Below are 14,374 nucleotides of genomic sequence, written 5' to 3' on the forward strand. Positions count from 1 at the left end.
ACATTTTCATGAATAACTTGCCGGAGTAGCGGAGGGTAGTTTATTTTTGAGCAAACAGGTCAAGTGTATTAGTTCCTTGGTATGATGCTTTTGGTGCAAATTTTTGCCTGCTTCCAACCTTTCTGCATAAATGTATTGTTAGTGTTAAAATCGCAGTTCAAATCCATAAAAGATAAATAAAATAGCCAAATATGCCTCGAATAAAAGTTGCGACCGGAGTGCTCAATCAGGTGCCAATGGCCTGGGAAACCAATACAAAAAATATTGTTGATTCGATAGAAGAAGCTAAAAAACAGGAGATTAGCCTGTTATGCCTGCCGGAGTTGTGTATTTCGGGTTATGGTTGTGAAGATTATTTCTTTGCCCACGACCTCGTCGAGCAAGCCCAAAAGTGCCTGATGGAGATCGTGGAGCACACGGCGGATATTGCGGTGGCGGTGGGTCTGCCGCTGCGGCATCACAATCGTCTGTACAACGTAGCCTGTCTCGTGGCCAACAAACGCATTTTGGGATTTTATGCCAAGCAAAACCTCGCCAATAACGGGATTCACTACGAGCACCGGTGGTTTCATGCGTGGCCGGCCGGAAAGGTAGAAGCCATCGAAATCAACCACACGCCAATTCCCATTGGAGATCTTATTTTTGATTTGTCGGGTACGCGTGTGGCCTTCGAAATCTGTGAGGATGCGTGGGTGGCCAACCGTCCCGGACGGCGCCATTACGAGCGGGGCGTAGATATTATGCTCAACCCGAGTGCGAGTCATTTCTCTTTTCACAAATTCATTACCCGTGAGCGCTTCGTAATTGACGCCTCGCGATCATTTGGATGTAGTTATTTGTATACCAATTTGCTGGGTAATGAATCGGGCCGGGCGATTTTCGACGGGGATGCTATGATTGCCTCCAACGGAGATTTTCTGGTGTCGAGCAGGCGGTTTAGTTACGAAGATTATTTGATTACGACCGCTGTCATTGATACCGAATATACCCGCCTGAGTCAGGTGCAGTATTTGGCCGGACTACCGCAGGATAAGCTGTGGCGCGTGAGTGCACCTTTTACTTTTCCAGACATCAATCCCGTGCCGCAGCAGGTAGCAGTTCTTGAACATTTTGAATTGGGTGGATCACTGAAAGAGGAAGAATTTGCGCGGGCGGTGTGCCTTGGCCTGTTTGACTACCTCCGCAAAAGCCGTTCGCAGGGATTCACTATTTCGCTGTCCGGCGGGGCCGATTCGAGTGCGTGCGTGGCGCTGTGCGGGCTCATGATCCGGCTTGCAGAGGAGAGCATCGGCCTGGAACGATTCAAGCAGAAGCTAGGACATATTACCAAAATTCAGTCGGCCCAAACGGTAGAAGAAATAGCCCGTGAACTGATTCATGCCATCTATCAGGGTACAGAAAACAGCTCGCAGGATACGCTCGATTCGGCGCGCTCGCTGGCGGAATCCATCGGAGCTACGTTTTACGATATTAATATCAACGGTCTGGTAGAAACGTATACGAGCCTGATCGAGAGTCAGATAGGTCGGGGTTTGACGTGGAAACAAGACGACATTGCGCTGCAAAACATACAGGCACGGGTGCGGGCACCGGGCGTGTGGCTGCTCACCAATTTGTCCAATCACCTGCTGCTTTCGACCTCCAACCGTTCCGAAGTAGCCGTCGGTTATGCCACAATGGACGGCGACACGGCCGGGAGCATCAGCCCGATTGCGGGCATTGATAAGTTCTATCTGCGGCAGTGGCTGCGGTGGCTTGAAACGGACGGCTGTGAGGTTGACGGCAAACATATCCGAATCGAAGGACTGCAAAAAGTCAATAGCCTGCAACCCACCGCCGAGCTGCGGCCGCTGGATCAGAAGCAGACCGACGAAGATGACCTGATGCCCTACGAGTTTCTGGATGCCCTGGAAGAACCCGCGATTCGTGATAAAAAACCACCCGTAGAATGCTTCCGGATCATGCAGGCACGGTTTGGCGAGCAATACACAGATGCGCAACTTCTGCTGTGGACGGAGCGGTTTTTCAAACTTTGGAGTCGCAATCAGTGGAAGCGGGAGCGTTATGCCCCTTCGTTTCATTTGGATGATTACAGCCTTGATTCCCGCACGTGGTGCCGGTTTCCGATTTTGTCCGGTGGCTTTGAACGGGAGTTGCAGGAATTAAACGAATATGCTGCGACGGTCAAAATCCCAAAGAAGGCCAATCGGATAGGGTTCTGACATGAAAAAGGGCACGGGTTATTTCCGTGCCCTTTTGAATTTTTTTGGGGAATTATCGAAAATTATTCTCCGATTTTATCTATTGACGTTTATTTAATAAACACTTTTGGTATACTCCCATTTCTGGTATAAAGCGTTGTAGTTGTGATGTCCGGTTAGCTTTCCCTTTGAGTCAAAAACATCGAAACGCTCAACCAATTGATTCCATTTTTTGTAACCAATTCGAGTTCCATTTTTGTCATAAATAGCTATATTCTTGTAAAGATCATTTTGTTTTTCATAGGTGACAAGGATTCCATTTTTGTCAAAATACTCCATGCGATTGTTCAGGGTATTTTGTTTTGAATAACCAATCTTGTTCCCAGCAGAGTCGAAAATATCCGTTCTTTGGTAGAGATTGTTATATATTTCTGAGGTCTGAGCCTTTACAAGTAAGGTTGAAAAAGAAAGAATCAGGAATAGATGCAGCGTTTTCATTGGTGTAGTTTGGTGCTTAGTTATGCTAATTGGATTCCATTTCTATGAATAGGTAGCCTAATTTACAGATATTCGGTTAGTAAATTTTATTGGTGTCCTGAATTTTAATTGGTAATAAGTATTTGAGCCAGATTAAAATAGAATATTTTTTTAGGTCAAAAAATCATTTATGCCCAAAACGTCACAGTCAGCACTCTCACTCCTCCACCCAACCCACCGCTTTCCTCCAAGCATTCATCTCCTGCCTTCTTTTTTTATAATCAGCAGGTGGCGATTGATTCTCGATTTTTACTTGCTTTTGCAGGAGTTCGGTTTGTTCTTCCAGCGTGTTGAGCCCGATTGCCTGCCTACGTTGATTGACGAGACTCAGGTCGTCATAGTCATTGGGCACCAATTCTCCGCTTTCATTCCAGTCAAACTGCGTTCCGTATAGTTGCGGGTTGCCTTCCAGCACCGCGATTCGGTCAGTTAAGTAGGCCAATTGTCGGGCGTTAGCTTGTTTCGATTCAATGGCACTTTCGAGCAAATTATGGCACTTTTTCATGAAATCAGGTTGGCCGATTGCGTGTTGAATCACGAGCCACGCGGCTTCGGAGGCTTCTTCTCCAACTTTGTCAGCAGTTGGATAGCCGATTTCCTCAATAATTTCTTCCAGTTTGGCGGCATTTCGGTTGTGCAGTTCTGCCATTTTGGGATTGTATCCATCAGACAACTGCCCCTTTTGTATGAGTTCATTGCGGAGCTTTAGGTCTGCGTCTCTCAGGCTTAGAATGGTTTTTGCGATTTCAGGAATCATAACAAAGCGGTGATTTTATCTGCTTCCCGTAGGCCGCTTAAATATGCGCCATGAACGGTTGAAAAATAATCGGCTTCGGTATGTTCACCGGCAAAAAATATCGTGTCGTTCACTTCTTCTGCCAGATCGTCAAAATGCCGCATTTGTGTTCCAACGGCCGTGTACGAATACGCTCCGAAGGAGTTTTCATTGGTTTGCCAGTTGGTTCTTAAAAATTTGGTTGGGTTCGGAATGTTGCTTCCGTACATGTCTTTGAGATGCAGCATAATTTCATCGATTATCTGCTGATCTGACATACGCTCGGTTTGCCGCCCATATTCCGCATAGGCAAAAGTCAGCAAGGCATTGACCTCGGGCGTATATTTCCTGACATTCACAAAGTAATTGAACTTATCCATTAGTTCGGGGCTATACGAAATATACTGTACATCGTCCCAAAATGCAGTGTCCCAGGTCAATAGGAATTTATTTACACAATTCATTCCTACTTTTTGAATGGCACTTTGTTTTGCTGCCGGCAAGGCAGGCGTAAACTGAATACTATTTGCTTTCAACACTCCCAGCGGAACGGTTACCAGCACATAATCAGCTTCACTGACGCTGCCGTTATGGGTTATTTTTACTTTTTTAGTTGAATAATCAATTTTTGATACCCGTTGATTCAGCTTTGTACTCAACCCGCTTGCCAGGTAGGTTGTCAGGGTATCATAGCCATTGGTTGCAATCGTTTCGATGCCCCCGAACTCTTCGCCTTCGTCATACAGTTGAGACGAGAGCTTGTCCAAATCTCCCGTGTCGAACGTCACATAAGTTGAGAGCAAAAATTTCCAGAGGCGGTCCTTAGCTTTGGTGGGATATAAAGACGTGAATACCGACTGAAAACTTTGATCGGCTTTCCCTCGTGTCATCATTGTTTCTAAAATGGTGTAGAACTCATCTTCTGCTTTCTGATAAACGGCGGCGTTTCTCAAAACACCTCCCAAATCATACGAAACGATACTTTCGTCATCGGTATGAAACGTGGTCATTCCTGCCTGTTTAGCTAACGCGGTAATTGGATTTCCGTCTATTCCGTGAATCCAGCTTGCGCCTTCGTCAAAGGGCACTCCGAGACTTCGGTTTGTTTTGAGCCTGCCGCCCACGGTGTTTTGTGCTTCCAGTATAGTAACGTCAAAGCCTTTTTCTTTTAACTTTTTGGCAGCAGCCAACCCTGATATTCCCGCTCCCACAACGAGTACTGATTTTCCATTGGGACGAATGTCTTCCTCCGCTTTTGTACAAGCCGTTGCGAGTAGGGAGGATGCTAGCAGTAATTCGGGTACAAGGGTAAAACTATCTTTTAAAAACCTGCGTCTTTGCATATACTATATAGATCGATCAGAGGATTAAGTAATCGGGCAAAAGTAGTATACAGTAAATAGTTTTTGTATAGTTGAAATTTCTTTTTGGAGTAATTATTTACTTAAAAATCTATTTTTCAGGCAAATAATCTGGATCATTTATCCTTCAAACAGCCGATTGCACAACCTAAGGCTCATTTGAAAACCAAGCCAGCCGTAGGTGGTATTTTGGCTTGTTGGTTTGCCGCCAATCCAGAGCGGTTCAAGGCCGGCGTAGGAATTGTTGAGAAGTCCTTTGTAAGAAGAGTAGAGGAGATTGAAGGTTGGGCCAATTGAAAATGCCAATCGCGGACTGATTTTTTTCTCCACCGCTACGGCAATACGGTAGTGGTTTACGTTAGGCTGTCTGGAAAATAACCGCTCGATGGCCACCTGATTTGAGATAAGATCAGCATTGAACATCCATCCCCGACCCCACGAACGAGCCGTTCCCAAACCGAATCCGAAACTACCGAGCGGTTTTCCTGCCACAAAACCACCGCTCGTGCCAAGTGTAAATAAGGTATAAAATTTTGGAACTCCCGTTTTGAAAGTCAGAGAAACGATATTGAACTCATCCGTAGCTAATTCTAGTCGTCGATAGCCATTTTTTTTCACAAAACTAAATAAACCAAAAGGCGTGGTGGCCGACGAATCGGCATAGTTGACCAGTCCGATCTGATGACCGCTCCGTACTTTACCGGCATAATTGAGCCCACTCGAAATCTGCCAGCCATTGAGCGTTCCGGCCACAATATTGGCTCCGCTGGAAAGCTGCATGCCCTGAAAATCCCTCCCCGTCAAATTGAGCGCCGAGGCCATTTGGAGGCCATAGAAGTCACGCCCGGCCAGGTTTATTGCTCCTGATGCCTGAAAACCATCGACATCACCTACTACCAAATTGGCCGCTCCGGCGAGTTGCAGACCCGACACATTACGCCCTACGGCATTGGCCGCTCCGGCAAGCTGCACGCCGTGTACATCTTTTCGCACCACGTTCAGTACGCCGCCCATTTCAAACGCATTGACACCCATCGAATACCCGGCAATTAGATTGAGCGAAATATCATTAACCACATTCCCGCTCAGCTGATGATTGGTGCCGATAAATGGCAGGATGGAAGCCTGAAACGTGCGGTGGAGCGTATCAGAAATATTCTCGGTGTGGATTGCCTGCTTGGCCGTTGAAAAAGCGTAGATTAAGCCGTTGCGGATCGTTTGCAACGTTTGCTGAATAGATTCTTTGTTTCGTTCTTTAACAGGCGGCACTACTTCTACGGTATCGGGCGTTGGTGGGTTGGACACGGTAAAAACCGGAATTTCAATTTTGGGCGACAGCGTATCGTGCCTGGTAGACAGCTTATAATCTGCCGAAGCAAGGCGTTGCAGCGTGTCGACCGAAAGCGGGATGGTCAGGTAGGTGTCTTTGCGGCTGACTACCGGCACCGTTCGGCCCGAATAAGCTTCTTTACGCACTTCCAGTGTCAGGCCTTCGGGTTGCAGCGGAAGTTTTATTTTGTAGTAGCCAAACTGATTACTAACCGTAGAAACCAGCGAAACAGGTTCGTAAATACTGGCATTGGCAAGTTTTTCACCCGTTTTAGCATCAGTAATGTAGCCATTGAGATAAAAACTATCCGGTTGTTTTTTTTCTGAAACGACGGCTTTTTGTAAAATAACGTAGGAGCGACGTTGCCGGAAAGTTACCGTACCATCAAACAATCCCGTCAGGATTTCCCGGACGGTTTGGTTGGTGGCCGTGAGTGTTACGCGGCTCTTGACATTAATGGCATCAGGGCTATACGAGAAGTTGAACTGTCCTTTTTGAGAAATGAGCCGAAGCACATTGTCGAGTGGTTCATTGACCACCCGCAGGCTGATGCGTGCTTCGAGAATCGGCGACTGCGCCCAAACGCTAACGCCACTCAGCCAAAGCAGGCTCAGCAGGAGACCAAAAGATGTTCGAAAATTCTTCAAAATGTCGAGTTCTTTTTTTATCTCAGGCACAATTTACAAACAACCCGAACCTTCGAGCCAATAGATATTTCCTTCGCGCCTGATGGACAATTGCAGGGTTTCGGCCACCATCGAAAGCGTGTAGTCGAGCGTTTCCCGCTCGTAGCGGGCCGTCAGGCGGCAGCGGGCGAGTTGCGGATTGGCCAGGCGGATATCGGCATGAAATCCCTGATTTAAGGTTTGTACTACGGAGTCCAGATTTTGGGCCGTAAACTCAAAAACCTGTGTACCATAAGCAGCAAGGTTAAGATTTGCCTGAATGGTTCTGAAAACGGTATCTGCTTGTATATCAACTCCTTCGCCCGGTGAGAGTTCTACCCGGTGCTCGTTTTTACGGACAGCTACTTTTCCTGAACGTACATCTACCCGCACGGCATCCCCGTAGGCTTTTACATTAAAAGAAGTTCCCAAAACGGTAACTTCCGTACCGTTGGCATCGATTACGAACGGATGAGCGGGGTCGGGAGCTACGTTAAAAAATGCTTCTCCACGCAGCGAAACCCGGCGGGTGTCGCCCTCTAAATTGTTTTCAAAGGAAAGTGTAGAGTTATAGTTCAAATGCACAACCGTGCCATCAGGTAATGTTTTTTCATACGTATTTTGTTGGGTTGAAACCGCCACTACCGGAGTAGTGGGTTGCTCTTTGGAAAAATAGAGCCAGCCCCAGGCTGCCATGAGTAACGTTAGGGTAGCGGCCGCCCAGAAAATGGGGTTTAATCGTCTCGATTTTTCGGGAAGTTCCTGCGGGCTGGCAGCAAAGTTTTCTTCTATTTTGGGTATTTCAGGTGCAGAACGAACGGATTTTGCGTGCATATTGGCCTGCATTTTTTTCCAGGCCGCCTCCGTATCTACCTGCCGACGGGGCTGCCCCACGGCCTGACTATGCTCCCAAAGTTTCCGGTAGCCTTTTAGCTCCTGCACACGGTCCGGCGATTGCTCAAGCCAGGCTTGCACCTGCTCTATTTCGGAGCGGGTAGCCTGATTGGCCATGTATCGGGCCAGCAGTTCGTCGGTTAATATGGGTCCAGGTTTATTCAAGGATTTATTTAAAAATTGAGGTTAAAAAACAACTGACCAATGGCAACAAGCACCGGCAGGTAATCGGCCAATTCTTGTCGCAGAATTCTTAACGCTTTACCAATCTGATTTTCAATCGTTTTGATCGAAAGCCCCAGGTGATCAGCAATTTCCTGGTATTTCATTTCTTCAAAACGGCTCATTCGGAATACCAACTGACACTGTTCGGGCAGTTTTCGAACGGCACGTTCGATACGTTCTTCCAGTTCCTGCCCATAAATCGCTTCCGCCACCGAATCCTGCCCGTGCGGCTGTACATACAGCGAATAGTCCCGGTGCGCTTCCCGAACGCCGTAGTGTTTGATGCGGTTGAGGCAGTGGTTGTGCACAGCCCGGTAGAGGTAGGCTTTGAGCGATAACGTAATTTCAAGGTCCGCCCGTTTTTCCCAAATAGTCAAAAAAACCGTCTGCACCATTTCTTCGGCCTCGTCGCCATCTTTCAAGAGCGAAGTCGCATACTGACACAGGCGCTCGTAGTATGTACGAAACACCTGCTCAAAGGCGGACTCTTCTCCCTGACGGATAGCGCTGACGAGTTCTGGGTCGGATAAGGTACTCAATGCGTTCGGTTTTTTTCTCCGCAAAAATACATATTCCGGGGCAGGTTCAGCTTCTTGATTGGGAAGAGCGGTTGCTATCAAGTTTGAATTTCTTTTTCCCTGCGACAACCAATCGCCTGCCTTACCCCTATGGCTATGTTCTAAAAAAGTTTTTTTACCGGTCGTGGGGGGATTTACTCCGTAGATTGTCCCAAAAGAAAGAACATTTATTTAGTACGTTTATAGCCATTTGTACCTATTAGCCATGAAACAATCTATTTTTAATTCCGCCCTGCGTCTCACACTCCTGACACTTTTTGTGAGCACACTGCACTCGTGTATTTACATCAACACCCGCGACAACGATATTCCGCCGCGCGGAGTGACAAGCAAGGAAATTGATCTGATTAACTTTGATGGAATCTCCCTGGGAAATGCGTTTGTGATACATGTTTCGCAGGGAAATGAATTCCAGATTCGTGCCACCGGCGAACTGAACGACCTGGATGATTTGGACGCCCGGGTTACGCGCAGCGGTGTTCTCGAAATCCGGTACCGCAACACCTGGCGAGCCCGGCGTGAACGCATGGAAATTGATATTGTAATGCCAGACCTCCGTTCAGCAGATTTCTCGGGTGCGTCCGTTTCTTCCATTCAGGGTTTTAGTAGCCTTCCCTCGCTCGATTTAATTTTGTCAGGAGCCTCAAAACTGACCTATACGGGATCTGTTAGAAATCTTGACATCAATCTTTCGGGAGCCTCGGAGCTGGATATTGCAGGAGCAGGCAGCTCACTTTCAGGCGAGATGTCGGGTGCATCGCAGCTGTATGCCTTTGATTATGAGGTGTCAAATGCAGATTTAGTCCTTTCGGGAGCAAGCCGGGCACGCGTACTTGTGACTGACCTTCTGAAAATTGATGCGAGCGGTGCCAGCAATCTTCGCTACCGAGGTACCCCTACGGTAGATCAGCGGCTGTCGGGAGGCAGTACCTTAATTCGGGAATAGTTTCTTCGCCCAAATCCTACTTGATGATGCCGTAGCGAGCTTTGGCTTGGGCGCGTGACATTCCGTCAAAATGCCACCACTCGGTTGTATTTACGGTAAAGCCCGCCTGCGTCATTGCCTTGCGCAAAATCGCCCGATTGGCTACTTGCTGTCGGGTGAGTTTTCCCTGATTGAGCATTTGCTGCTCCATGCGCGGATAGGCAAGGGGTCCAAAAAAATCGTAGGGAGTACCCATGTCCAGGGGTGCTCCCTTTGTTGTTGCTACGGTGAGGTCGATGGCGCAGCCAAAATTATGGATTGATCCCACGGCCGGATTAGCCACATACTGAGGTTTTTGCTTTTCCGGAATGCGAAGTCCGTCCAGTGCATCCCACAGAATATACTGCACAGAATTGGGCCGGGCTGCGTCGTATACTAGCAACCGGAGGTCCGGATGCGACGTTTTCAGCAGGCTATGTGCACGCAGAAGTTTCCTGGCAATGTCAGGTTGTAAGTACGCTTTTTCCAACTCACCATAGACATCTTTTTTTACAAAATTATCAGTTGTTGAGTACTTCAAATCTACCAAAAGTGTAGGATCCAGTTTTTGAATATCCACCAGACCTTGCTTGATCATTTGCTGTTCAAGTTTCGGAAGAGATTGATTAACAGGCTTTACTGTCGAAGTTTGTGGCACAGAATCCGCCTTGCTTTGGGTTTCCTGACTGGTTTTAGGTTGACAGGCGAGTTCAATGAAAATGTAGAAAATGACTAAAAACATGCGTTGGAAGTACATACGTTATGAATGGTTTCGGGCTGACAAAGTAGTTTTGTTATTCTTTCATTTCCACTACTTAATCCACAATGATCGGTTGTTTACGTCAAAAAGCCCCTGCAACTATTGCCTTGTTTAATAAGATTACAAAAATATATTTATCCTGATTCGATTGTAGTAAATTATAATGTATCTTTCTTGAATCATTTTTTTAACCCCAAGAAAGTTTGCATTTCATGTAAACAACTATTCCTGTATACCCTACCACTACCTATGAAAGAAATACGCGTGCTACTTGCAGATGATCATGAAATTGTGTTGGATAGTTTGGCCATGATGATATCCTCTATTAAAGGTATCAGCGTGTCCACTACGGCAACAAATGGCATGGAAGCTCTCGAAAAGCTTTCACAATTCCCGGTCGATATTGTCTTGTCAGACATGCACATGCCGAGTTTAAATGGCATTGAGCTTGCCCTTCGTATGCGGGAGAGTTACCCTCAAATCAAGCTGATTTTGCTGACTATGGAAGAAGGCCCCGAGATTATTCGTTCTGCGTTGCATGCAGGTGTATGGGGTTATGTATTCAAAAAAGTATCGCGGCGGGAACTGGAAACGGCGCTATTTACTGTGGCCGGAGGGGAGCGCTATTTTACCGAAGATGTAAATCAGCAATTATCTCAGCTCAGCAACGATGGGGCCGTCAACGGCTACGAATCATCCGATACCATTAATTCGCTCAGTAAGCGTGAAATTGAGATTATTCGCTTGATTGTCAATGAAGTACCAACGCAGGAGATTGCGGATAAACTGTTTATTTCTCCCAAAACGGTAGACACGCACCGTCGAAATATTTTCAAAAAACTGGATATTCATACCGTTGTTGCACTTACCCGGTTTGCCATTAAATACAAACTTATCTAAGCAAATAGTTTAGTAGTTGGTTTTACCAGTTTTCGCGGAATACGCAGCGTTACGGTGGTGCCCTTTTCGTTTTTCATGGGATAAATTGAAAAATGACCTTGCAGGGAATTAATCCGGTGAAGAATATTTTCAAGCCCATTTCCATACACCAAATTCTTCGGGTTAGGAATCCCGACGCCATCGTCGGTGATCAGTACTATGTAAAAACGCTCGGTTTGGACAATTTCAATCACGACCTGACGGGCATTGGCGTGTTTCAAGATGTTATTTACCAATTCGAGCACACAGCTGTACAATTCAAAAGATATTTTATTATTCTCAATATGTATATCTTTTGGATAATTAAGTTCAAAATGAGCCTTTCCGGTCCGATTCAGATCATTGACTAATTTTTCAAGCGCCGGCATCAGCCCTTTCTTTTCCAGAATCGAAGGCATTAAGTTGTGGGAAATATGCCGGACCTGATTATAAGCATCGGTGATGAGCCTTACGACACTTTCGTGTAATTTTTCTTCCGAAGGCGATAGGTGATTGAAATCGATGGCTTCAAGGCGCCATTTCAGAGCCGATAGTAAGCTTCCTAAATTGTTGTGTAGTTCTGCCGCAACACGCTTGCGTTCTATGCTTTGCCCGCGAATCAGTGCTTCCTGAATCTCGTTATTTTTGAGCGTCAGGGCCCGGTTTGCCTGCATCAGTTCCCGCGTGCGCTGCTCCACGCGTGTTTCCAGCGTAGCATTCGTCTGTTGAAGCAGTTGCCCCATTGCCAGCAGCTGACGATTGGTATGATCCAATTCTTCTTTTCGTTTGCGCAGCAAGCTATTGATACGAAAAAGGGCCAATACCAGAAGCAAAAAGATGATAATGCCGAGAATCAGCCCATTTCGAATATGACTTTGCTGCACCATGTCCTGTTCAAGGACCTGCATTTGGGCATCTCTTTGCTGTGCATCATACTCATAGCGCAAAGTCTCAATCCGCTTTTTTTGTCCTTCGGCCATAGCATTGTCCCTAAACTCAACAAATTGAACATACCATTGCAGAGCGCTATCGGGATAATTCAGGTATTTATAGGTTTCATACAGATTAAAAGCAACCCGCTCTTTCACGTGCGGCCACTCATAAGCAAGGTACAACTCTGCCCGGCCTGCGTAGTTTAGGGCCTCTTGCTCGGCATTCTGTTGACTCTTTATCAAACTCAGCAACGACAACAATTCAGCATTGGCGCGCCCATTGAGCTGTTGTTCAAGAGCTAATGCTTTCAAACCATACTTTTCGGCACCCGCAATTTTTTCCATGTTCAAATAGGTGGCGGCAAGATTGAAGTAGGCTTTTCTTTCAAATCGTGGATTTTGAACCTCCTGATTGACCTGCAAGCCTTCTTCCAGAATTTGTAAAGACTCCTGATATAGGCCTCTTGCCCGCAAAATGGCGCTCAGGTCGTTGGAAGCGCCAAGAAAATCCGGGAGGTTTTGGGTGTCTTTGTATAATTTTTTGGCCTTGGTTTCCGCGGAAGTTGCCTTTTCAAAATCTTTCAGATCGGCATAGCAATCTCCGATCATATCCCAGCTGAAAGCCTGCTGAGAAGTGTCATTGGCAAGTTCAGCGTATTGGAGTCCCTTAAAAAAATACTCAATGGCATTAAAAGTTACACCTTTTCGCAAATAGATCTTCCCGATTTGGTTGTGGGTGTAGGCAAGCCATGTGTAGGAGTGAAGATTAAGAGCGACTTTATAGCCTTTGTGCAGCCACGCAAGCGAACTGTCGATTTCAGAAACTAGTTCGGCACTTTTGGCATACAATCGGATCAGCGTGGTGTCCCGAAGCTGAGAGCCGGGTTGACTTTCCCAGTATAAAATGGAAGAGCGCGGTACGTCTGTGGCATACAAAGGCGGGAGAATCCCGGGGAGTAGAAAAAGCAAACCAACGAAAAAAAAGGTTTTTTTCATGCAAAATCAGGATTTCTACGTCACCTTTTCCAAAATACAGTCGAATATACAAGGAAAATACCAGAAATACAGTATTGTCAGTTGCAACATTTAATTCGACTTTTGTAACACAATAATTCAAAGATAGATAATTAATGCAAAACATGTAATGCTTCTGGCACTTGTGATGCATCCGATATAAAAGCTGTCAGCGAGACCCACTCTATCCATAAAAAAGAACGTTGATTATCGTTTCAATACATTGATATCAACTTTTTTCCGTGATTTCATTGCGCGGCAGACGAAAATGGTTTGCTAAACATATGGTTACTTATTAATCTGGTTTAGTAAATCCGTCTGCCCACGGTCTGACATACTATTAATTAACTTATAAAGTCGTTCCCTTATCTCATTCCAAGCAATACGCTTTGCCACACCTTACACACACACACACACTAATTTTCAATCATTTAATCCGGTCAGCAATGACCGGATTTTTTGTTGGTTCTCGGCCTTTCAACGATCAGTTCTCCTTATCTTCTTTGGTCCAATCTACCTTAAACTTCCCGTTCGTAATCGTAATCGTGTCGGTCTCGCTGGTTTTTTTAGAATTTTCGTGATAGTGCGGATCGGTATTTGCCACCATGCCTGCACCGGCTTTGGTCAATAGCTTCTTTTCAAGATTTCCGCGCAGGCCTGTTCCTGTCATTGTTGCCAGTGCTCTTTTCTGATAGTAAACTCCTTTCAATGTGGCCTCAAAAGTACCTTCTACGGAAGTTTCGGTGGCTGCCGTAATTGTCACAGTTCCGCTTTGCGATTCTCCATCATGAAATCCGTGCCCCATTTTTTTGGTTTCCTCGCTATAATCTACCAACGCCCACATTTTCCCTTCTGACTTGGGTTTGTAGCCCTTTTTCTCCATTTCTTCGAGCGATTCAATCGGGTAAGTTCCCGGTTGCAGGGCATCACCCGAATAGTAAAATCTGAGCCATAGCTGCACATCAGGGCTTATTTCAAATCCTGCCAAAGCCAGGTATCTGACATTCTTAACCGGAATTTTAAGGCGTTTTGCTTCGGCTTTCCATTCTTTACCGTCAATTGTTGCCGAAATATAATTGCCTGATTCCTGTGCGAAAATCGGCGCAAGTGTCAGGAAACCCAGCAGGAGAGTTAAGGTAAAATTTTTCATTTGGTAAAAGTATGTTTGATGATTAACCAAATATAGAAAAAGTTAGAGGTGGCTTCAAGCCGTTTGAAGT

Annotated in this window: 12 protein-coding genes; 3 read left to right on the forward strand and 9 right to left on the reverse strand. The window is 46.0% G+C overall.

Annotation, left to right across the window (positions count from 1 at the left end; translation table 11 throughout):
• Positions 1-191: 191 nt before the first annotated feature.
• Entirely contained in the window at positions 192-2,222 is a 2,031-nt protein-coding gene (nadE, locus tag EZE20_RS03725) for an NAD(+) synthase (RefSeq protein ID WP_132114632.1), read from the forward strand.
• Between the two features lie 93 nt (positions 2,223-2,315).
• Here the strand turns inward: nadE and EZE20_RS03730 are convergent, their stop codons facing one another.
• From EZE20_RS03730 to EZE20_RS03755, 6 genes are all read right to left on the reverse strand, one after another.
• Positions 2,316-2,699 carry a hypothetical protein gene (locus EZE20_RS03730; RefSeq protein ID WP_132114634.1) on the reverse strand — a complete coding sequence of 128 codons (384 nt, stop codon included), beginning with the start codon at positions 2,697-2,699 and terminating at the stop codon, positions 2,316-2,318.
• Positions 2,700-2,895: 196 nt separating this feature from the next.
• Positions 2,896-3,495 carry a DUF6624 domain-containing protein gene (locus EZE20_RS03735; protein ID WP_132114636.1) on the reverse strand — a complete coding sequence of 200 codons (600 nt, stop codon included), beginning with the start codon at positions 3,493-3,495 and terminating at the stop codon, positions 2,896-2,898.
• Positions 3,492-4,856, reverse strand: coding sequence for a flavin monoamine oxidase family protein (locus tag EZE20_RS03740; RefSeq protein WP_132114638.1), 1,365 nt, complete (start codon positions 4,854-4,856; stop codon positions 3,492-3,494). Before EZE20_RS03740 ends, EZE20_RS03735 begins: the two co-directional genes overlap by 4 nt.
• Before the next feature lie 138 nt (positions 4,857-4,994).
• Positions 4,995-6,851, reverse strand: a complete 1,857-nt coding sequence (locus EZE20_RS03745; RefSeq protein ID WP_228713513.1) for an STN and carboxypeptidase regulatory-like domain-containing protein — start codon at positions 6,849-6,851, stop codon at positions 4,995-4,997.
• Between the two features lie 33 nt (positions 6,852-6,884).
• Positions 6,885-7,928 carry a FecR family protein gene (locus tag EZE20_RS03750; RefSeq protein WP_228713514.1) on the reverse strand — a complete coding sequence of 348 codons (1,044 nt, stop codon included), beginning with the start codon at positions 7,926-7,928 and terminating at the stop codon, positions 6,885-6,887.
• An 8-nt stretch (positions 7,929-7,936) separates the two neighbouring features.
• A complete protein-coding gene (locus EZE20_RS03755; protein WP_228713515.1) occupies positions 7,937-8,527 on the reverse strand; it encodes an RNA polymerase sigma-70 factor in 591 nt (196 codons plus the stop codon).
• A gap of 244 nt (positions 8,528-8,771) precedes the next feature.
• Here EZE20_RS03755 and EZE20_RS03760 point away from each other — a divergent pair, with 244 nt between their 5' ends.
• On the forward strand, positions 8,772-9,512 hold the full coding sequence (locus EZE20_RS03760; protein WP_132114640.1) for a GIN domain-containing protein: 741 nt from the start codon (positions 8,772-8,774) through the stop codon (positions 9,510-9,512).
• Between the two features lie 16 nt (positions 9,513-9,528).
• Here the strand turns inward: EZE20_RS03760 and EZE20_RS03765 are convergent, their stop codons facing one another.
• Positions 9,529-10,287 carry a M15 family metallopeptidase gene (locus EZE20_RS03765; RefSeq protein WP_228713516.1) on the reverse strand — a complete coding sequence of 253 codons (759 nt, stop codon included), beginning with the start codon at positions 10,285-10,287 and terminating at the stop codon, positions 9,529-9,531.
• Positions 10,288-10,539: 252 nt separating this feature from the next.
• On the opposite strand from EZE20_RS03765, the gene EZE20_RS03770 reads away from it, so the two are divergent.
• Positions 10,540-11,190: a response regulator gene (locus tag EZE20_RS03770; RefSeq protein ID WP_132114642.1), complete on the forward strand. Its 651-nt coding sequence runs from the start codon at positions 10,540-10,542 to the stop codon at positions 11,188-11,190.
• Here the strand turns inward: EZE20_RS03770 and EZE20_RS03775 are convergent.
• Together EZE20_RS03775 and EZE20_RS03780 are read right to left on the reverse strand one after the other, a co-directional pair.
• Positions 11,187-13,136, reverse strand: coding sequence for a tetratricopeptide repeat-containing sensor histidine kinase (locus tag EZE20_RS03775; RefSeq protein WP_132114644.1), 1,950 nt, complete (start codon positions 13,134-13,136; stop codon positions 11,187-11,189). The two genes, EZE20_RS03770 and EZE20_RS03775, sit on opposite strands and share 4 nt — an antisense overlap.
• A 502-nt stretch (positions 13,137-13,638) precedes the next feature.
• Positions 13,639-14,304, reverse strand: a complete 666-nt coding sequence (locus EZE20_RS03780; protein ID WP_132114646.1) for a hypothetical protein — start codon at positions 14,302-14,304, stop codon at positions 13,639-13,641.
• Between the last annotated feature and the right edge of the window lie 70 nt (positions 14,305-14,374).

The organism is Arundinibacter roseus, from assembly GCF_004348825.1.
Lineage (GTDB): Bacteria > Bacteroidota > Bacteroidia > Cytophagales > Spirosomataceae > Arundinibacter > Arundinibacter roseus.

Coding starts and splice junctions, on each gene's coding strand:
- nadE (WP_132114632.1), top strand. CDS start 192: ATGCCTCGAATAAAAGTTGCGACCGGAGTGCTCAATCAGGTGCCAATG.
- EZE20_RS03730 (WP_132114634.1), bottom strand. CDS start 2,699: ATGAAAACGCTGCATCTATTCCTGATTCTTTCTTTTTCAACCTTACTT.
- EZE20_RS03735 (WP_132114636.1), bottom strand. CDS start 3,495: ATGATTCCTGAAATCGCAAAAACCATTCTAAGCCTGAGAGACGCAGAC.
- EZE20_RS03740 (WP_132114638.1), bottom strand. CDS start 4,856: ATGCAAAGACGCAGGTTTTTAAAAGATAGTTTTACCCTTGTACCCGAA.
- EZE20_RS03760 (WP_132114640.1), top strand. CDS start 8,772: ATGAAACAATCTATTTTTAATTCCGCCCTGCGTCTCACACTCCTGACA.
- EZE20_RS03765 (WP_228713516.1), bottom strand. CDS start 10,287: ATGTACTTCCAACGCATGTTTTTAGTCATTTTCTACATTTTCATTGAA.
- EZE20_RS03770 (WP_132114642.1), top strand. CDS start 10,540: ATGAAAGAAATACGCGTGCTACTTGCAGATGATCATGAAATTGTGTTG.
- EZE20_RS03775 (WP_132114644.1), bottom strand. CDS start 13,136: ATGAAAAAAACCTTTTTTTTCGTTGGTTTGCTTTTTCTACTCCCCGGG.
- EZE20_RS03780 (WP_132114646.1), bottom strand. CDS start 14,304: ATGAAAAATTTTACCTTAACTCTCCTGCTGGGTTTCCTGACACTTGCG.